Annotated in this window: 21 protein-coding genes; 10 read left to right on the forward strand and 11 right to left on the reverse strand. The window is 71.7% G+C overall.

Annotated elements, in window-relative coordinates; all coding sequences use genetic code 11:
• Position 1: 1 nt before the first annotated feature.
• From arcC to FR742_RS22295, 4 genes are all read left to right on the forward strand, one after another.
• Complete coding sequence (gene arcC, locus FR742_RS22280) at positions 2–937, forward strand: carbamate kinase (protein WP_148032731.1); 936 nt, start codon at positions 2–4, stop codon at positions 935–937.
• Between the two features lie 9 nt (positions 938–946).
• Positions 947–2,368: an amino acid permease gene (locus FR742_RS22285; RefSeq protein ID WP_148032732.1), complete on the forward strand. Its 1,422-nt coding sequence runs from the start codon at positions 947–949 to the stop codon at positions 2,366–2,368.
• Positions 2,369–3,235, forward strand: coding sequence for a universal stress protein (locus tag FR742_RS22290; RefSeq protein WP_148032733.1), 867 nt, complete (start codon positions 2,369–2,371; stop codon positions 3,233–3,235).
• A 325-nt stretch (positions 3,236–3,560) separates the two neighbouring features.
• A complete protein-coding gene (locus FR742_RS22295; RefSeq protein ID WP_148032734.1) occupies positions 3,561–4,055 on the forward strand; it encodes a transcriptional regulator in 495 nt (164 codons plus the stop codon).
• A 158-nt stretch (positions 4,056–4,213) separates the two neighbouring features.
• Here FR742_RS22295 and FR742_RS22300 read toward each other — a convergent pair whose 3' ends face one another.
• Both FR742_RS22300 and FR742_RS22305 read right to left on the reverse strand, forming a co-directional pair.
• A complete protein-coding gene (locus FR742_RS22300) occupies positions 4,214–4,624 on the reverse strand; it encodes a hypothetical protein (RefSeq protein WP_148032735.1) in 411 nt (136 codons plus the stop codon).
• A 739-nt stretch (positions 4,625–5,363) separates the two neighbouring features.
• The gene (locus FR742_RS22305) at positions 5,364–5,810 is read right to left on the reverse strand and encodes an SAV_6107 family HEPN domain-containing protein (protein WP_148032736.1); all 447 of its coding nucleotides are present in this window, start codon (positions 5,808–5,810) and stop codon (positions 5,364–5,366) included.
• An 874-nt stretch (positions 5,811–6,684) separates the two neighbouring features.
• On the opposite strand from FR742_RS22305, the gene FR742_RS22310 reads away from it, so the two are divergent.
• Together FR742_RS22310 and FR742_RS22315 are read left to right on the forward strand one after the other, a co-directional pair.
• Entirely contained in the window at positions 6,685–7,068 is a 384-nt protein-coding gene (locus FR742_RS22310) for an SdpI family protein (protein WP_148032737.1), read from the forward strand.
• Positions 7,069–7,226: 158 nt separating this feature from the next.
• Positions 7,227–7,952: a trans-aconitate 2-methyltransferase gene (locus FR742_RS22315; protein ID WP_261808673.1), complete on the forward strand. Its 726-nt coding sequence runs from the start codon at positions 7,227–7,229 to the stop codon at positions 7,950–7,952.
• On the opposite strand, the gene FR742_RS22320 is transcribed toward FR742_RS22315, so the two are convergent.
• Entirely contained in the window at positions 7,939–8,130 is a 192-nt protein-coding gene (locus FR742_RS22320; protein ID WP_148032739.1) for a ferredoxin, read from the reverse strand. The two genes, FR742_RS22315 and FR742_RS22320, sit on opposite strands and share 14 nt — an antisense overlap.
• A 10-nt stretch (positions 8,131–8,140) precedes the next feature.
• The gene (locus FR742_RS22325; RefSeq protein WP_148032740.1) at positions 8,141–9,340 is read right to left on the reverse strand and encodes a cytochrome P450; all 1,200 of its coding nucleotides are present in this window, start codon (positions 9,338–9,340) and stop codon (positions 8,141–8,143) included.
• An 85-nt stretch (positions 9,341–9,425) separates the two neighbouring features.
• Here FR742_RS22325 and FR742_RS22330 point away from each other — a divergent pair, with 85 nt between their 5' ends.
• Positions 9,426–10,028 carry a TetR/AcrR family transcriptional regulator gene (locus FR742_RS22330; protein WP_148032741.1) on the forward strand — a complete coding sequence of 201 codons (603 nt, stop codon included), beginning with the start codon at positions 9,426–9,428 and terminating at the stop codon, positions 10,026–10,028.
• An 18-nt stretch (positions 10,029–10,046) separates the two neighbouring features.
• Here the strand turns inward: FR742_RS22330 and FR742_RS22335 are convergent, their stop codons facing one another.
• Complete coding sequence (locus FR742_RS22335) at positions 10,047–10,838, reverse strand: L,D-transpeptidase family protein (protein WP_261808674.1); 792 nt, start codon at positions 10,836–10,838, stop codon at positions 10,047–10,049.
• A gap of 96 nt (positions 10,839–10,934) precedes the next feature.
• On the opposite strand from FR742_RS22335, the gene FR742_RS22340 reads away from it, so the two are divergent.
• Together FR742_RS22340 and FR742_RS22345 are read left to right on the forward strand one after the other, a co-directional pair.
• The gene (locus FR742_RS22340; protein WP_148032742.1) at positions 10,935–11,411 is read left to right on the forward strand and encodes a YbaK/EbsC family protein; all 477 of its coding nucleotides are present in this window, start codon (positions 10,935–10,937) and stop codon (positions 11,409–11,411) included.
• Between the two features lie 29 nt (positions 11,412–11,440).
• Positions 11,441–12,004, forward strand: coding sequence for a GNAT family N-acetyltransferase (locus FR742_RS22345; protein ID WP_187281260.1), 564 nt, complete (start codon positions 11,441–11,443; stop codon positions 12,002–12,004).
• Positions 12,005–12,055: 51 nt separating this feature from the next.
• On the opposite strand, the gene FR742_RS22350 is transcribed toward FR742_RS22345, so the two are convergent.
• The 3 genes from FR742_RS22350 to metF are packed head-to-tail and all read right to left on the reverse strand — an operon-like array spanning position 12,056 to position 14,371.
• A complete protein-coding gene (locus FR742_RS22350; RefSeq protein WP_148032743.1) occupies positions 12,056–12,817 on the reverse strand; it encodes a methyltransferase in 762 nt (253 codons plus the stop codon).
• Positions 12,814–13,416 (reverse strand): DsbA family protein, encoded by a 603-nt coding sequence (locus FR742_RS22355; protein ID WP_261808675.1) that lies wholly within the window; start codon positions 13,414–13,416, stop codon positions 12,814–12,816. Before FR742_RS22355 ends, FR742_RS22350 begins: the two co-directional genes overlap by 4 nt.
• Before the next feature lie 31 nt (positions 13,417–13,447).
• Positions 13,448–14,371: a methylenetetrahydrofolate reductase [NAD(P)H] gene (metF, locus tag FR742_RS22360; RefSeq protein ID WP_148032744.1), complete on the reverse strand. Its 924-nt coding sequence runs from the start codon at positions 14,369–14,371 to the stop codon at positions 13,448–13,450.
• Between the two features lie 85 nt (positions 14,372–14,456).
• On the opposite strand from metF, the gene FR742_RS22365 reads away from it, so the two are divergent.
• Entirely contained in the window at positions 14,457–15,524 is a 1,068-nt protein-coding gene (locus FR742_RS22365; protein ID WP_148032745.1) for a polyprenyl synthetase family protein, read from the forward strand.
• Between the two features lie 132 nt (positions 15,525–15,656).
• On the opposite strand, the gene thiE is transcribed toward FR742_RS22365, so the two are convergent.
• Genes thiE through FR742_RS22380 form a run of 3 tightly spaced genes read right to left on the reverse strand, consistent with a single transcriptional unit; the run spans position 15,657 to position 17,847 of the window.
• Positions 15,657–16,301, reverse strand: a complete 645-nt coding sequence (thiE, locus tag FR742_RS22370; protein WP_148032746.1) for a thiamine phosphate synthase — start codon at positions 16,299–16,301, stop codon at positions 15,657–15,659.
• Positions 16,279–16,653, reverse strand: coding sequence for an Rv2175c family DNA-binding protein (locus tag FR742_RS22375; RefSeq protein WP_148032747.1), 375 nt, complete (start codon positions 16,651–16,653; stop codon positions 16,279–16,281). Before FR742_RS22375 ends, thiE begins: the two co-directional genes overlap by 23 nt.
• Before the next feature lie 30 nt (positions 16,654–16,683).
• On the reverse strand, positions 16,684–17,847 hold the full coding sequence (locus tag FR742_RS22380; RefSeq protein WP_261808676.1) for an NAD(P)/FAD-dependent oxidoreductase: 1,164 nt from the start codon (positions 17,845–17,847) through the stop codon (positions 16,684–16,686).
• Positions 17,848–17,965: the final 118 nt, after the last annotated feature.

The following is a 17,965-nucleotide window of genomic DNA, read 5'->3' on the forward strand; positions in this document are numbered from 1 at the left end:
CGTGCGGGTCATCGTCGCGCTGGGAGGCAACGCGGTCCTGCGGCGAGGGCGGCGGCCCGACGCCGACACGCAGATCGCCGAGGTGAGCTCCTCGATCAGGACACTGGCCGGGCTCGCGGCCGGGCACGAGCTGATCATCACCCACGGCAACGGACCCCAGGTCGGCATGCTGGCCCTGCAGAGCGCCGCCGACCCCGGCCTGAGCCGGCCCTACCCGTTCGACACGCTGGTCGCGCAGACCCAGGGCATGATCGGCTACTGGATCCTGCAGGCCCTGCAGAACGCGCTGCCCGGCCGGCAGGTCATCGCCATGGTCACGCAGACGCTCGTGTCGGCCGTCGACCCGGCCTTCCGCGACCCCGCCAAGTTCGTCGGGCAGGTGTACGAGCGGGACGAGGCCGAGAAGCTGGCCCGCGAGCACGGCTGGACGGTCAAGCCCGACGGGGAGCACTGGCGGCGGGTGGTCCCTTCCCCCACCCCGCGGCGGGTCGTGGAGACCCGGCTGATCCGCCGGATGGCGCGCGAGGGCGTGGTGGTGGTCTGCGCGGGCGGCGGCGGCGTCCCGGTGATCCGCGACGAGCGCGGCCGGCTCACCGGCGTCGAGGCGGTCGTCGACAAGGACCTGGCCGCGTCGCTCCTGGCCGAGGCGCTGGAGTGCGACGCGTTCCTGAGCCTGACCGACGTCCCGCGCGTGATGCGCGACTTCGGCACCCCGCGCGAGTCCGGGATCGCGCACACCACTCCGCACGAGCTGCGCGCGCTGGACCTGCCGGCCGGGTCGATGGGCCCCAAGGTGGAAGCGGCCTGCCGGTTCGTGGAGCACACCGGCGACATGGCCGCCATCGGCCGGCTCGACCAGGCCGAGCGGATCCTGGCCGGCGACGCCGGCACGATCGTGACGCCCAACGCGCGCTGGCCGCGGACCGGCACGCTCTAGGAGGCAGTCATGGCGGTCGTGCGACGGCTCTTCAGGACCAAGCCCACCGAGCGGCTCGTCGCCGAGAGCGGCCGCGGCGAGGGCGGCGAGCTGCGCCGCACGATGGGGCTGTGGCAGCTGACGCTGTTCAGCGTCGGCGCCACCCTCGGCACCGGCATCTTCGTCATCCTGGGCGAGGCCGTGCCCAAGGCGGGCCCGTCGGTGGTCCTGGCGTTCGTGCTGGCCGCGATCACCGCGCTGTTCTCCGCGCTCTCGTACGCGGAGCTCGCCGGGACCATCCCGGTGTCCGGGTCGTCCTACTCCTACGCGTACGCGACGCTGGGCGAGTTGGTGGCCTGGGTGTGCGGGTGGTGCCTGATGCTGGAGTACGCGGTCTCGGTGGCGGCCGTGGCGGTCGGCTGGGGCGAGTACCTCAACGCGTTCCTGCGGAGCCTGGCCGGCTGGACGCTGCCCGACGCGATCACCCGGTCACCCGGCCAGGACGGCGGCGTGGTCAACCTCACCGCCATCCTCATCGTGGTGCTGGCCACCTGGGTGCTGCTGCGCGGGGCCTCCGAGAGCGCGGCGGCGAACGTGGTGTTCGTGCTGATCAAGATAGCGGTGCTGCTGTTCTTCTGCCTGGTGGCGTTCACCGGCTTCAGCGCGGGGAACTTCGCGCCGTTCGCGCCGATGGGCGTGGCCGGCATCACGGCGGCGGCCTCGCAGGTGTTCTTCTCCTACATCGGCTTCGACGCCGCCTCGACGGCCGGTGAGGAGGCCAGGAACCCCAGGCGCGACCTGCCCCTGGCCATCGTGCTGTCGCTGGTCATCGTGACCGTCGTCTACGTGCTGGTGGCCGTGGCCGCGATCGGCGCGATGCCGTGGACCGACTTCGACCCCGAGGGCACCGAGGCCAGCCTGTCGCTCATCGCCGACCTGGCCACCGGCTCCACCTGGGCGGGCCTGATCATCTCCTTCGGCGCGGTCATCGCCATCGCCAGCGTGGTGCTCACGGTCATGTACGGGCAGACGCGCATCCTGTTCGCCATGTCCCGCGACGGGCTCGTCCCGCGCGTGTTCCAGCGGGTGAGCCCCAGGCGGCAGGTGCCGGCGGCCAACACCCTCATCGTCACCGCCTTCGTCTGCGTGCTCGCCGGGCTTCTGCCGCTCGGCCATCTCGTGGAGGCGACCAGCATCGGCACGCTGTTCGCGTTCGCGATCGTGAACGCGGGCGTGCTGGTGCTCCGCTACCGCAGCCCCGGCCTGCCGCGCGGCTTCCGCACGCCGTTCTTCCCCGTCACCCCGGCGCTGGGGGTGGTGTTCTGCTTCCTGGTGATGGGCGGGCTGGCCGGCGTCACCTGGGTCGCGTTCGGGCTGTGGATGCTGGCCGGGCTGCTCTGCTATTTCCTGTACGGCTACCGCCACTCGCGGCTGAACGCCGAGGTGCCCTAGATGAAGATCGAGAATGTGCTGAGCGGGTTCGTCCCCGAGCCTCGTGGCCGCGACGGCCTGGCGGTGGCCGTGCTACTGGCCCGGCAGGCCGGCGCCCGCCTGGAGGTGGCGTTCGTGAAGCCGCCCGCGTGGAGCACGCCGGGGCCCGCCCGGGCGGAGGCGACCGCGTGGGCGGCGTTCCTCCAGGAGCAGGCCGAGGCCACGCTGGCGCAGGCGGCCGAGCTCGCCGGCGACGAAGCGGGCCTGATCGCCTACACCCACCGGGGCAGCGGGCGCGGCCTGGTGGAGCTGGCCCGCAAGCGCGGCGCGGACGTGGTGGTGATCGGCTCGGCGCCGCGGGGCCGGCGGGGTCGCATCTCGCTGGGCAGCACCGCCGACCAGCTTCTGCACTCCTCTCCGGTGCCCGTGCTGCTGGCCCCGCGCGGGTACGCCGAGGACCCGCCCGCCGAGCTGACCCGGCTGACCCTCGCCTACCGGCGCGGCCGCTGCGCCGACGCGGCGGTCAAGGGGGCGGCCGGGATCGCGGCCGCGCTGGACCTGCCGCTGCGGCTGGTCACCCTGGTCGAGGCGGCTCACCGCCGGCATCCGCTGGGCGAGGAGATGCTGACGGGGATGCGCGACCAGGCCATGGCCGACCTGACCGCCGCCGCCCGCGGGCAGCGGCTGGGCACCCGCGTGGACGTGGAGGTGTTCGAGGGCCGGAGCGTCGCCGCGGCCATGCGGGCGGGCACCTGGGAGCGGGGCGAGCTGATCATCTGCGCCTCCAGCGGCACCGGGCCGCTCAGGCGGGTGTTCCTGGGCGACACCAGCATCAAGATCGTACGGGCGGCGACCTGTCCCGTCCTGGTTCTGACACGCCAGGCCTGACTTCTTCGCCCCCGGTGCCGAAACCGCTGTGGTTACTCGGCAAACTATGACGAAGTACAGTTACTACGGGGACAGAAGGGGCTAATGAGGCGTTCCATGCTGGACCGGATTCGGCATCTTTTTTCCAATCAGCTTGACCTTAGGCGTCGACCCCTTTACCGTCACTGTGCGTAACCAGCACCTGCGCGGCGTCCTGGGGTGAACCCAGGGCCATCGCTACCGATTGGTGCCCGAGCGGCATCGGACCCCCGGTGGCAACGGCATTCGCCGCAAGGGAGCACAATCTACTGAGAGCTATAGATACGAGGAGCCGGGGGGCCACACGATGCCGTCTGAGTACGCAAAGTCGCTTGGTGCACGACTCCGCGCGATCCGCACCCAGCAGGGCCTGTCCCTGCATGGAGTCGAGGAGAAGTCGCGTGGCAGGTGGAAGGCCGTGGTCGTGGGCTCGTACGAGCGCGGCGACCGTGCGGTCACGGTGCAGAAGCTTGCCGAGCTTGCCGACTTCTACGGGGTGCCCGTCTCCGAGCTGCTGCCCGGCGGTGCCGCGCCGAGCCCGCTCGGGCCGACGCCCAAGCTTGTGATCGACCTGGAGAGGCTGGCCACGCTGCCCAAGGAGAAGGCGGGGGCGTTGGCCCGCTACGCCGCCACGATCCAGAGCCAGCGGGGCGACTACAACGGCAAGGTGCTGTCGATCCGCCAGGAGGATCTGCGCTCCCTGGCCGTGATCTATGACAAGTCGCCGAGTGAGCTCACCGAGGAGCTGATCAGCTGGGGCGTCCTCGACGCCGAGGCCCGCCGGGCGGTCGAGACGTTCTGACCCGGCTCCCACAGCCGCGGCAAGGGGCGCGCCCATCCGGGCGTGCCCCTTGCTTGTTTTCTGACAAAGCCCCGCACAACAGACATTTCGCCGGGCCCAAAAAGCGGTCCGCCGCCATTCCCTCAGCGGGGTTCTCGATAATCCAACAAACCTCGTGTTTAGTCCCCGGCGCCCTTCACTCGCCTGTCAACCTCACGCTCCCGTGCGGGACGCGGGAAACGCGGCCCTCCGGCGGCCACAGCGCCGGGCCATCGCCACGCGGGCGCGAGACGGGAGGAGCCCGCCTGCAGCGACATCTTGGTCGCCTCTCCCCACACCGGGCTCATCCTCATGGCGCGGTACAGCACCGACCCGAAGTAGCGGGTGTTGTACCGATAGCCGGACTCCAACTGCCCCATCACGGCCCAGCGGACCTTGTTCCTGCCCAGGTCCACGAACCAGTGACCAGCAGTGATCTTGTACGTGCACACGACGGGCTCCGCCGCCGACGCGGCGCCCGGGAACACCGCTCCGGCCACCAGGACGGTGGCCGCCACAGCGGTGGCGAACCCGGCTCTGCGCTTTCCCATGCTGTCTCCCTGCTCATGACCGCCGATGCTTCCGGCGGCGCGGCTCCCCTTTCGAAGCCGACACGGCAACCAGGGCCGCCCTCGTCACAGCTTCGCCGCGACATCGGCTCGACGCCGGCGCAGAGCAGAATGAGGCACCACACGCCTCTGACCTCGGCGAGCGCCTGACAGGAGCCGCCCATCTGGGGTGTCTTCGTCGGGCTTGCCCGTCCCGGGCTCAAGCGTCGACCCACGAGCGTCGCGACGCGGGGACGCCTCACGGGCGTCGGCTCACGGGCGTCGGCAGGCGTCAGCTCGCGGGCAGACGGCAGGCGTCAGCTCACGTGCGCGGCTCGCGGGCAGACGGCAGGCGCTACCCCCTCAACACGCGCGCTACGACCGCCCTCGTCCGCCCCTACGGGATGCGCCGGGTCGTCCGGACGGCGGAGGAGGCGGGTTTCGCCGCCATCGGGTGTATCGAGCAGCTCGCGTGCGCAGCGCAGGGCACCGGGGCGTTTCAGCTCAACGGGCGTCCGCGGGACGCAGACTGCGGGCGTCTGCGGGACGCGGGACTGCGGGCTCGGGACCCGCAGCAGACCGGCTGCGGCTCGGCAAGGCGAGCAACGTGCCGGAAAGAGCGGCGGACATCCCACCGGCGCGGTGACCGCCGGAACGGCCGGCGCCTGGCCCCGTTACGTCTCCTCCTGCGAGGGCGTGGACGGCAGGGAGACCGGGGCGCTCGTAGGGGGTGGGTGGGATGTCAACCCGCCAGGGGCACGTCCACGGGGAGCTGGGGCTGGGCAGGGACGCCCAGGATGTCCTCGACCGTGCAGACGAAGGTCTCGGCCTCCGCCAGGAGCTCGTCGGCGTCCGCGGCGCTGACGCCGCGCACCAGGCCGGCCTCGGCGGCGGCCCGCTTGGCCGCGCTGGCCGCGAAGTAGGCCGCCCACTCGGCGAGCGACGGCTCGGTCTCGGGAAGCAGCTCCCATGCGCTCCGCAGGCGGCGCCTGCGACCCTGGGTGGGCTGCGGGCGGGCGGCCAGGATCGCCGCGGCGGCGCGCAGGGCGGCCAGGTGGGCCGACACATAGCGCGATGCCGGGGAGCGAGCCGTCGCCGCCTCCGCCAGGCAGGAACGTGAATCCGTCAGGTGAGCCCGAACCGCAGGCGATAGCCGGGGCCCGGGCGTTTCTCTGGGCCGTGGTGCCATGTCGTTCGCCTCCTAGAGTCGTGGCGACTCCCGGCGTGTCCGCCGTTGAGGTCAACGATCGCAGACCCCACCGACATTTCCGCCGGGCCGGCCGGACGAGGAGCTTCCCCTCTCCCCGTCCGGCCAGGACGCGCCCACTCGTCTCCGCCGACGACGAGGACGCGCCCTTCGCCCTCGGAGCCTGACCGCGGGTCCGCGCTGGGGGAGCGCATGGCCCGCGACCAGGTCCTTCCGACGTGAGCCGCGAGCCTCACGTCACATGGTCGAACATAATTTCGATCACGCGCGGTGTCAACCGCTTCCACGAACACAGGTTCGATGACCATGACGGTGTCACCGGCGGGCTGCAACGCCCCTCACCTCACCTGCGAACGCTCCTTAACCCCCGCACCTCCGACGAATCCGGGGTTTCCGACCCGCCGCCGTCCCCAAGAGCAGCCCCCGGACGCGGACGGCATACCACGGGCACTCTCAGGAGAGCCCAGGCCGTCATGAGCGCTCTGAGGAGACGGTGCACCACAGGACACCCCTCTCAGGGAGCTGACGCTCTTATGAGCGTCCCCGGGGAGACGACGTGCTCCAGGGAGTGCCGACGCTGTCACGAGCGCCTCTGGGGAGACGACATGCCACAGGGCGTTCTCAAGGGAAACTTCGAGACCTGCACTACGGAGATGGCGTGGCCTTGCGCACTACGGAGAGGGCGGGATGTTCAGGCAGGTGTGCGGGGGTGGATGGGGTGGTGCTTCCGAGCGGGAGGAGCCGACTCAGCGCCGTTTCACGAGCAGAGAGAGCCCGCTCCGGCAGCGTCTCACGAGCGGAGAGAGCCCGCTCCGGCGGCGTTCCCGAGATCGCGGGTCATGGTTACGATGGCGGGATGGGGCCCATCCTGATCAACGCCATCCTCACCGCTCCCGCCCTGGCGCTCCTCCTCATCCCGTTCCATGACGAATCCGGTGCCGTCGACAGCCGCAACGGCCTGGCCGGGTTGCGCACTCGGGAGACGCTCGCCTCACGCGAGGCATGGGACGCGGCGCACACCTGGGCCAAGGTCCCGATGCGCATGCTGGCCGCCGCCATGGCAGGGGTGCTGGTGGTGTCAGCCGCCGCCGAGCTGGCGGTCGGGCTGCCGGAGGGTGTCCAGGTGGCCACGATCCTGGCGCAGGCCGGGCTGCTCACAGGCGGACTGGGCCTGATCGGCTGGCGCGCTCACCGCGTGGCCGCACGCGTGAACCGCGAACTCGCAGGCCGGCCCGCATGAGCGGCCGAGCCGGCACAGCCCCGGCACTCCTCCCACAACGACTCCCCGGCCCCTCAGAACACCGCCTCGGCCAGGCGCAAGGCGGTCGCGGACGACGGAAGACCGTCGAGGCCGGAACGCGGGAGGGCGGTGGGTCGTTCGGGTGGGTGGCGCGGCCCGTGGCGTTGGTCGCCGGGGCGGCCGCCGCCGTCGGGTTCGCGTGGGAGGCGCAACTGCCGCTGGGCGAAGACGTCCTGCACGTGGGCGGCCCGGTCGTCCTGCGGGGCCTGCGGCAGAAGCTGGCGCGGCTGGTGTACGACGGCCGGTACGGGGTGAACACGGCGGATTTCGCCGACCTGAGCGAGTTCGGTCTCGATCACCCGGAACGGGTCTACTACTCCCCCGCCCACTGGGGCACGCTGCGCCGGGCGCTGCCCGTGAGCGACGTGAGCGAGCACGACGTGTTCCTCGATCTCGGCGCGGGCAAGGGCCGGATGGCGCTGGAGGCCGCCAGCCGCTACCCGTTCGGACGGGTGATCGGGGTGGAGCTGTCGCCCGAGCTGACGGAGATCGCGCGGTCCAACCTGGCCGGCACGCGGCTGCGGCTGCGTGCCGGCGGCGTCGAGTTCGTGCACTCGGACGTGCTGGAGTACGACATCCCGGACAACGTCAGCGTGGTGTTCCTGAACAACCCGTTCCGCGGGCGGATCTTCGCCGCCGCCGTGGACCGGCTGATCGCCTCCGCCGACCGCAGCCCGCGCCCCCTCACCGTCGTCTACTTCAACCCCGTCGAGGAGGCCTGCCTGCTCGGCACGGGCCGTTTCCGCCACGTGCGGACGGTCCGGCGCGGGACGGGCGACGACGTGTTCGGCACGACCCGCGTCTACGCTCTCAGACAGCCTTGAGCGCGCCCGAAGGACACAGCGTCACGGCTCGCCGAGCCCCCTCCTCCAGCTCGGCGGGCGGCACGGGCTGCAGGAGCACGACCGTCCCGTCCTCCTCGCTCTGATCGAAAACCTCTGGCACGGTGAGCGCGCACATGCCCGCACCGATGCACACGTTCGTGTCGGCTTCTATCTTCATGAATCCCTGCTTACCAGGTGACGGGCAGCCGGTGCACGCCGTAGATGGCCATGTCCGCCCTGAGCGGCACCTCGTCGGCCGGCACTGCGAGCCGCAGGCCGGGGAAGCGGCGCAGCAGGGCCGCGAACCCTATCCGCATCTCCGCGCGGGCGAGCTGCTGGCCGAGGCACTGGTGGATGCCGTGGCCGAAGCCGAGGTGGCCGGTCGCGGGCCGGGTGACGTCGAGCCGGTCGCCGCCGGGGAACCGGGACGGGTCGCGGTTGATCACCGGCAGGTGGAGGGTGACCGACTCGCCCTTCCTGATGAGGTGGCCGTCGATCTCGACGTCTTCCAGGGCGGTCCTGACCGGGCCGACGTGGATGATCGTGAGGTGGCGCATCAGTTCCTCGACGGCGTTGCCGATCAGCGACGGGTCGTCGCGCAGCGCGGCGAGCTGGGCGGGGTCGGCGAGCAGCGCGTAGGTGCCGAGACCGAGCATGTTGGCGGTGGTCTCGTGCCCGGCGACCAGGAGCAGGAACGCGACGCCGGTGAGCTCGTCGTCGCTCAGCTCGCCGCCTTCGATGAGGCCGCTGAGCAGGTCCTCCCCCGGGTGCTCACGCTTGCGCGAGACGAGCCCGTACAGGTAGGTGAAGACGCGGCCGATGGCCGCGAGGGCGTCGGAGGCCCGCGCGTCCAGGCTCACCAGGATCTTGGTGTCCTCCTGGAAGGCCGCCCGCTCCTCGTACGGGACGCCGAGCAGTTCGCAGATGACCAGTGAGGGGATGGGCAGCGCGAAGGCGTCGACGAGGTCGACCGGCCCGCCCGCGGCTTCCATCTCGTCAAGCCGGGCCTCGGTGATCTCCTCGATCCTGGCTTCGAGCTGCTTCATCCTGCGTACGGTGAACTGCCCGGTGAGCAGTTTGCGGTAGCGGGTGTGCTCGGGCGCGTCGGTGCGCAGGAAGAACCCGGGCGGGACCTCGAACTCCTGCGAGCGGATCTCCTCGGCGAGGTCGGCGCGCGCCGCGAGGGGCGGGTGCGCCAGCTCGGGCCGGTTGCTGAAGCGCTGGTCGGCCAGCACCGCGCGGGCGGCCGCGTAGCCGGTCACGAGCCAGCCCTCGTGTCCGTCGGCGTACCTCATCCGGTGCACGTCGCCGCGCTCGCGCAGCCTCGCGTACGTCTCGGGCGGGTCGAACGGGCGTTCCCGCCGCGTGGTCAGGGTCAGGTCGGTCATGGCTGCCTCCTTCTCCAGGACGCCACCAAGAAAACCTCATTGAATGCAATTTTGCAATGTGTGCAGCAGAGGTATCCTTTCGTGCATGACCGGGCTACGGGAGCGCAAGAAGCAGCGCACGCGCCGGGCGCTGGTGACCGCCGCGCTCCGGTCGTTCCAGGAGAAGGGGTTCGAGGAGACGACGATCGCCGAGATCGCCGCCGGGGCCGAGGTGTCGGCGCGCACCTTCTTCAGCTACTTCGCCAGCAAGGAAGACGTGATCTTCTATGACGGCCCGGAGCGGATGCGCTACGTCCTCGACCTGGTGGCCGGGCGCCGGCCCGGCGAGCCGGTGGCCGAGCTGCTGGTGCGGGTGATCCGGGCGAGCCTGGAATGGGCCGTCGACCCCGGCAACTTCGACCTGGCGGAGGCCGCGGCCCGCATGGAGCTCATGCTGACCGTGCCCTCGCTGCAGGCACGCGCCCTGCATGTGCTGTTCGAGCAGCAGCTCCAGCTCGCCGAGGCGGTGGAGCGGGCGTACGAGGGCGAGCTCGGCGCGCTGGAGGCGGCCGCGATGGTGGGTTCGCTGGTCGGCGCGGTCAAGCTGACCGCCGTGATGAGCCTGACCAGGGGCGACTCGCAGGAACAGGTGTGGGAGGCCATCACGGCCGCTGCGGAGATCTCGATGCGCGGGCTGTCGAACGTGTGAGCCGGCGGCCCGGCGCGGTCACCGCCTGAACTTCCCCCGCACGTGGACCGGGACCCCGGTGCCCAGCAGGCCGGGCAGCTCCTCCGCCACGTTCATCGGCAGCCGCACGCAGCCGTGGGAGGCGGGATACAACGGCACCGAGAGCGCGCCGTGGAAGGCGATGCCACCGTTGAAGAAGATCGGGTTGTAGAGCTCGCCGAGGTAGGACTTGTGCCAGCCGTCGCGCCGCCAGGTGGTCTTGTACGTGCCCGTGGGCGTGGTGGCCGAGCCGCAGAAGCGCTGCTCCTTGCCCTGCCACACGGTGGTCTCGCAGTAGGGCACGCCGCTGCCGGACGACATGTGGCTGATCAGCTTCAGCTCGCCGCCGACGTACAGGGTCATGATCTGCGTGCTCAGGTTGACCTCGGCGCGGGTCCGCTTGCCGTTCCGGGCCAGGACCTTGGGGGTCCTGGGCTGCTCCAGCGCCCGCCAGGTGGCCTTGCCGATGGTGCTGGTCGGCTTGATGCCGTTGACCTTCTGGAACGCCCACACGGCGCCGAGCGTGGTGCCGCCGTAGCGCCCGTCGGCCTTGCCCGGCCGGTAGCCGAGCTCGCGCAGCCGCTTCTGGAGCCAGACGACCGCCTTGCCCTTGGCGCCCAGCTTCAGCTTCTTGTCCGGCGCGGTCACGGCCGGGGGAGGCTCGGCGAGCCGGCCCGCGGCGGCGGTGATCGAGTGGGACGCCGTCTCGGCGGGTGCCACTCCGCAACCGGCGAGCGCGACCGCCCCGGCGGTGAGGAGGGCGAGCACTCCCGGAAGCCGTCGAGCCCTCACCGGTATCACCTCTCAAGCAGGTAACAAGCGAATCAAAGGACCCTACACCACCGCTCAACGGGGTAATGCGGGAGTCAATCTGTTTAGAGTGTCCGCATGCCCGAGAAGTTGCCCGCCAACGCGGTAAGAGTGGAAAACGCCCTCCGGAGCCTGGGAGCGACCGGCGAGATCGTGGTGCTGCCCGAGAAGGCGCCCACCGCGGCCACGGCCGCCGCGCAGCTCGGTTGCGAGGTCGGCGCCATCGCCAACAGCCTGATCTTCGACGCGGACGGGGCGCCGCTGCTGGTGCTGACCAGCGGCGCGCACCGGGTCGACGTGGAACTCGTCGCCCGCACGGCGGGAGTCTCGAAGGTACGGCGGGCGACGCCGGAGTTCGTCAGAGAAGCGACCGGGCAGCCGATCGGCGGAGTCGCCCCGGTGGGCCATCCGGCGCCGGTGCGCACGCTGGTCGACACCTGGCTGCAGAAGCACGATGTGGTGTGGGCCGCCGGCGGCCATCCGCACACCGTCTTCCCGACCACGTTCGACGAGCTCCTGCGAATCACCGGCGGCACGCCCGTGGATGTGGAATGACCGCGGACGGCAGGGAATAGGGTGCGACGGTGATCGAGTTTCGCGGCGCGGGACCCGCCGAGTTCACCGAACGGCTGGACACGGTGATCGACATCTACACCGCCGCCATGCGCACGCCGGAGGAACAGATCGCCGGTCGTACCGCCATCATGCGCAATCACGGGACATATCCATTTTTCCAGTGCTATTTCGCCGAATGGCGTGATGCTCCGGAGGGGCCGAAGATCGTCGGCTTCGCGTACGGCTTCCGCGGCGCGCCCGGCCAGTGGTGGCACGACGTCGTCCACCGCGCGCTGGCCGACCAGTCCGGCGCCGACGCGGCCGACGCGTGGCTGGGCCACGCGTTCGAGCTGGCCGAGATCCACGTGCATCCCGACTTCCAGCGCAAGGGCATCGGCCGCGCCATGATCACCACCCTGTGCGCGGGCCGGGCGGAACGCACGGCCGTGCTCTCCACCCACGACCGGCCGACGATCGCCCGCCACCTCTACGCGTCCATGGGGTTCATGGACCTGCTGTCCCGGTTCGTCTTCCCCGGAGGGTTCGAGGAGTACGCCATCGTCGGCAGGCGACTCCCTCTGACCGGGTCATGACCTGAGGTTTTGCGGGTCATTACGGAGGGCATCACCTTTACGGAAAGTTACTCACCCGCTACCTTCCGCACACCCATCCCCGACGCCACCCGCTCGGTCCCCCTGCGGGCGGGTGGCGTCCCGAGTCAGCCGGAAGGTCACGTACTCCACCCGCCAGCCGTCCCTGACGAGCTCTTCCCGGCTCACCTCCGCGGCGGCGAACCCCGCCTCGCCGACCAGCCGCCGCACGTACGGCAGGTCTCCGGTGGTGCCGAAGAACAGCAGCACCCGCCCGCCCGGCCGCAGGTATCCCCGCACGTCACGGAAGAACCTCGTCAGCGCGGCATAGCCCGTGTCGGTCGTGGCCCTCTCCAGCAGGTCGCGGGGCGCGAACCAGCGGAACGGCGGGTCGAAGACGATCAGGTCGAAGTCTCCCTCGACGGCGGCGAACACGTCGCTCTCCAGCACCGTGACCCGGTCCGCCACGCCGTTGCGCGCGGCGTTGCCCCGGGCCGCCTCGACGGCGTGCGGGTTGACGTCCACCGCGACCACGTCGCGAGACCGCGAGGCGGCCAGGATGGCGTTGACCCCGCAGCCGGTGCCCATGTCGAGCACCCGGTCGCCGTCGCGCACCTCGGCGAGGACCGCCTCGCCGAGCGGGTGCGACATGCCGGCGATCGGCTGGACCTGCGGGGGCACGTGCAGGGTCAGGCCGAGATGGTGGAAGGTCCGGCCGTCGTCGCCGGCCTCGGCCCTGGCGGCCGCGTACGCCCGCTCGTGCCAGCGGCGGATGCGCTCGACGTGCTCCGGCGGGAGCGTCGGCTCGTAGGTCATGGGGTGGCGGGCTCCTCGTGGGGCAGGCCCTTCAGCTCGTGGAAGTGCGGGGTGCCGGCGACCAGGAGCGTGCCGTCCCACAGCCGCCCGGCCTGCTCGCCCTCCGGCACCCGCGAGATGACCGGGCCGAAGAACACCACCCGGTCCTGGCCGGCCCCGCTGACCGCGACCACGGGGGTGCCGGCCTCGCCGCCGATGAGCGCCATGCCCTCGGCGTGGGAGGCCCGTACCAGATGGTCGTGCTCGCCGGTGAGCCCGGCCTCGGCCAGGTCGGCGGGCAGGCCCGCGGAGGTGAGCGCCGTGCGCAGGTCGCCGATCCAGTCCTGGTCGGCGCCGCCGGTGGTCCACAGCGCGGTGTAGAAGCGGCCGAGCGCCTCCTGGCCATAGCGGTCGGCCACCACGGCCGCGATCCGCGCCGGCACCCACAGGTAGCCCTCGGGGTCACCTTCGGGATCGTCGTCGCGGCCCTCGTTGAGCACGGCGAGGCTGAGCACGTGCCAGCGCACCTCGACCGGGCGGACCCCGGTCACCTCCAGGAGCCACCGCGAGGTCAGCCAGGTGTACGGGCAGGACGGGTCGAACCAGAAGTCGGCGATCACGCTCCCAGTCAACACCCGTCGCGCCCGCGCGTCAGACGGTCAGGGCCGGTGCGTGCCGCAGCCGCTGGAACACCTCCCGCGAGGCGCTCGACCGGTTGAAGGTGATGAAGTGGATGCCGGGCGCGCCCTCGTCGAGCAGCCGCTGGCACAGCTCGGCGCCGTGCTCGATGCCGAGCGCGCGCACCGCCGCCGGGTCGTCGGCGACCTTCTCGAACCGGGCGGCCACCTCCGGAGGGAACGGCGCGCCCGACAACTGCTCGGACCGGGCGATCGTGCTCATCTGCGTGACGGGCATGACGCACGGGATGATCGGCGTGTCGCAGCCGCGGGCCGCGACCCGGTCGCGCAGCCGCAGGTAGTCGTCGGCGCGGAAGAACATCTGCGTGATCGCGTAGTCGGCGCCGGCCTGGCACTTGCGCACGAAGTACTCGGTGTCGGACTCGATCGACGGAGAGCGCGGGTGCTTGTAGGGGAACGCGGCCACGCCCACGCAGAAGTCGCCCGACTGGCGGATCAGCCTGACCAGGTCTTCCGCGTACAGGACGCCCTCGGGGTGGGGGATCCACTCGCCGGTGGGGTCGCCGGGCGGGTCGCCGCGCACGGCGAGGATGTTGCGCACGCCCGCGTCGGCGAAGCGGCCGATCAGGTGGCGCAGCTCGCGCGTCGAGTGGTTGACCGCGGTGAAGTGGGCGACCGGGGTCAGCGTCGTGCCGTGGGCCAGCCGCTCGACGATGTCGACCGTGCGGTCGCGGCTGGAGCCGCCGGCGCCGTAGGTCACCGAGACGAACGTCGGCCGCAGCGACTCCAGCTCCCTGATCGCCTTCCACAGCTGCCGCTGGCCCTCGTCGGTCTTCGGCGGCATGAACTCGAAGGAGAACGACCGGCCACCGGAGGCGAGCAACTCGCGGACGGTGGGGACACGGCCGGGCAGGATGGAGGGTTGACCAAGCGCCATGGCCCAAGCGTACCCGCAGGCCCACTCGTGACCCGCCCCAACCTGGTCGCTGGCCTTTCCCTGCTGGGCCACTAGTCTTCAGAGCATGACCATTGACGCCGCGAGCATGGACGACCTGCGATCCCAGGTGGACCTCCGCCTCAGGGAGTTCGTCGAACGGCGCCTCCCTTCCGACGGCGAGCCCGACTTCCGGCCGCTCCGCGACGCGGCGGAGGACCTGCTGGCCGGGGGCAAGCGCCTGCGCCCCGCCTTCTGCTACTGGGGCTGGCGGGCCGCGGGCGGCGGCGACGAGCCCGGCGTCTTCTCCGCCGCCGCCTCGCTGGAGCTGCTGCAGGCGAGCGCGCTGGTGCACGACGACGTGATGGACAAGAGCGACCTGCGCCGCGGGATGCCGGCCGCGCACCGCCGCTTCCAGGCGCTGCACGAGAAGTCGGCCTGGCACGGGTCGGCCGAGCAGTTCGGCGAGGGCGCGGCGATCCTGCTGGGCAACCTGCTGCTGATCTGGTCGGGCGAGATGTGGCGCACCAGCGGGCTCCCCGCGCGGGCGCTGGCGGCGGCCCAGCCGGTGCACGACCACATGCGCACCGAGCTGATGTGCGGCCAGTATCTCGACCTGCTGGAGCAGGCGAACGGCGAGAACACCTTCGACTCGGCCCTGCGGGTCGCCCTCTACAAGAGCGGCAAGTACTCCGTCGAGCAGCCGCTCAGGCTCGGCCTGGTGCTGGCGGCGGGCGGGCGGCTGCCGTGGGTGGACGAGCTGTGCACCACGTACGGCACCCGCGTGGGCATCGCCTTCCAGCTGCGTGACGACATCCTCGGCGTGTTCGGCGACCCGGCGACGACCGGCAAGCCCGCCGGCGACGACCTGCGCGAGGGCAAGCGGACGATGCTCGTGGCGCGCACGCTCGCGGCCGCCTCCCCGGCCGGCGCGGCGACCGTCCGGCGCCTGCTCGGCGACCCCGGGCTCGACGGCGACGGCGTCGCCGCCCTCCGCGACATCATCGAGGGTACGGGCGCGCTGCGGGAGTGCGAAGACATGATCGCCGACTACCTCGGTGAGGCCCTGGCCTCGCTGGAGCAGGCGCCGATCATCGCCGAGGCCCGCACAGCCCTGTCCGAACTGGCCGTGGCCGCCACCGCGCGCAAGACCTGAGCCACCTCGGCCCAGGCCGAAACCACCGGCCATGACCTGGCGAGCGGCCCAGCAGGACAGCCAGCGGGACCGGCGTGCGCCCTGGCAGGACGGCCGGCCACGGCCCGGCCTCAACCGGCGGGACGCCGGCCGTCAGCCGGGGCCGTCGGTCAGGCGCTTGGCGAACTCGGCCGCTGCCGCGCCCGGGTCCTCGGCGTCGGTGATCGCGCGCACCACGACGACCCGCCTGACCCCGTACGACATGACCTCGTCCAGGTTGGCCAGGTCGATGCCGCCGATGCCGAACCACGGCCGATCCGCGCCGAGCGACGCCGCGTGCCGGAGCAGCGGCGGGCCGGGCGCGTGACGGCCGGGCTTGGTGGGTGTGGGCCAGATCGGACCGCAGCAGTAGTAGTCGACGCCCTCCTCCACCGCCGCGGCGGAAGCCTCGGCGACGGAGTGGGTGGACCTGCCGATGACGATGTCGTCGCCGAGCATCTCTCGCGCGACCGTCACCGGAAGGTCGTCCTGCCCCAGGTGGAGCACGTCGGGCCGGGCGGCGTAGGCGATGTCGGCCCGGTCGTTGACCGCCAGCAGCTTGCCGTGGCGGTCGCAGGCGTCGCGGAACACCTCAAGGAGCTCCAGCTCCTCGCGGGCCTCCAGCCCCTTCTCGCGGAGCTGGACGATGTCCACGCCGCCGGCGAGCACCACGTCGAGGAACTCGGCGAGGTCGCCGCGCTCGCGCCGTCCGTCGGTGCAGAGGTAGAGGCGGGCGTCAGAAAGCGAGGGCCTGGGCACGTCGCTTGACCTCGGTGTGGCGGCCCGCCCTGATCGCCTCGACGGGCGAGCCTGGCAGTGAGTCGTCGGGGGTGAAGAGCCAGCGCAGCGACTCGACGTCGTCGTAGCCCGCGTCTTGCAGGACGGTGAGTGTGCCAGGCAAACCCTTCATGACATCTCGGCCGTCGAGGAACACCGCGGGCACCTGTGGCCCGCCGCTGCCCCGGCGCACGCCGAGGAGCTTGTGGTCCTTGAGGAGCTGCTTGGCGCGACCCATGGTGAGACCCATGCGGTCGGCCACTTCGGGGAGAGTGAGCCACTCGTCGACGAGGGCATCGGTCTCCCGGTCGATCTGTGCAACAGAAAGCGTCACGAAACCACAACTACCACATGCCGCGCTTGCTCAAACAACACAATCCCGTAGGGGCACGTCCGGATCTACCAGGCGTTCCGTGTCGAGCCGGTGGCCCGCCTCGATGATCCGGCGCCCCTGGACGAGATCGCGCGGCCGGTCGACGGCCAGCACCGCGGCGAGAGTGTCGTCGCCGGCGAGCCAGCAGGCCGACCACTTGCCCGTCGCCTCGCCCCGGTAGACCAGCCGCTCGCCGGCCGGGTGGTGGCCGGCGTACTGGACCATGTGCCCGAACTGCTCCGACCAGAAGTACGGGACCGGGTCGTACACCGCCTCCTCGCCCAGCAGCGTCGCGGCGGCCACCTCGGGCGCGCCCAGCGCGGTGTCCCAGTGCTCGACCCGCAGCCGCGTGCCGAAGCGGCGCGACCACCAGGCGGCGCAGTCGCCGACGGCGACCACGTTCGGCAGCGACGTGCGCAGGTGCTCGTCGGTGACGACGCCGTTGTGCAGGTCGAGGTCGGCGTCGGCGAGCCACTCGACGGCCGGGCGGACGCCGATGCCCGTCACCACCACGTGGGCGTCCACGAACCCGCCGCCGACCAGCGACACGCCGCCTTCCTCGACGGAGGCGACCATGGTGTCCAGGCGCAGGTCGATGCCCTCGTACCAGTGCTGGGTGCGGGCGCCGAGCTCGGCGCCGACGGCGTGCGTGAGCGGGGCGGGGCCGGCCTCGACCACCGTCACCGCGCAGCCTGCCCGGCGTGCGGCCGTGGCCACCTCGGCGCCGATCCAGCCCGCGCCGATGACCGCCACCCGCGCGCCCGGAACCAGCCGGGCGCGCAGCTCTAGCGAGTCGTCGAGGGTACGCAGGACGTGCTGCGGGCCGTCACCGGGGAGCAGGATCGGCTCGGCACCGGTGGCGATGACCAGCCCGTCGTAGCCCAGCTCGCCCTCGGTCGTCTCCACGGCGCCCTCGCGCAGCGCCTTGGCGGCGACGCCCGGCCAGAAGTCCACTTCGAGCGCCGCCAGGTCGGAGTCGACGAAGCTGGAGTCGGCGTCGCCCAGCAGCACGGACTTCGACAGGGGCGGCCGGTCGTAGGGCCGGTGGCGCTCCTGCCCGATCAGCGTGATCCTGCCGCCGAACCCGCGTGCGCGCAGCGCCTCGACGCTCCTGACACCTGACAGTCCGGCTCCCACCACCACGACATGATTCACGTAAGCGACCATAACGGGGGCCGCCCCACAGCGTCGCCCCGAGCCCCGATTCCTCCCCCACCTGGCACTCCACCTCCTCGCCACCGGAGATCATCCGTGGAGGTTGGGCAGACGACAT

Source organism: Nonomuraea sp. C10 (assembly GCF_008017515.1).
Lineage (GTDB): Bacteria > Actinomycetota > Actinomycetes > Streptosporangiales > Streptosporangiaceae > Nonomuraea > Nonomuraea ferruginea.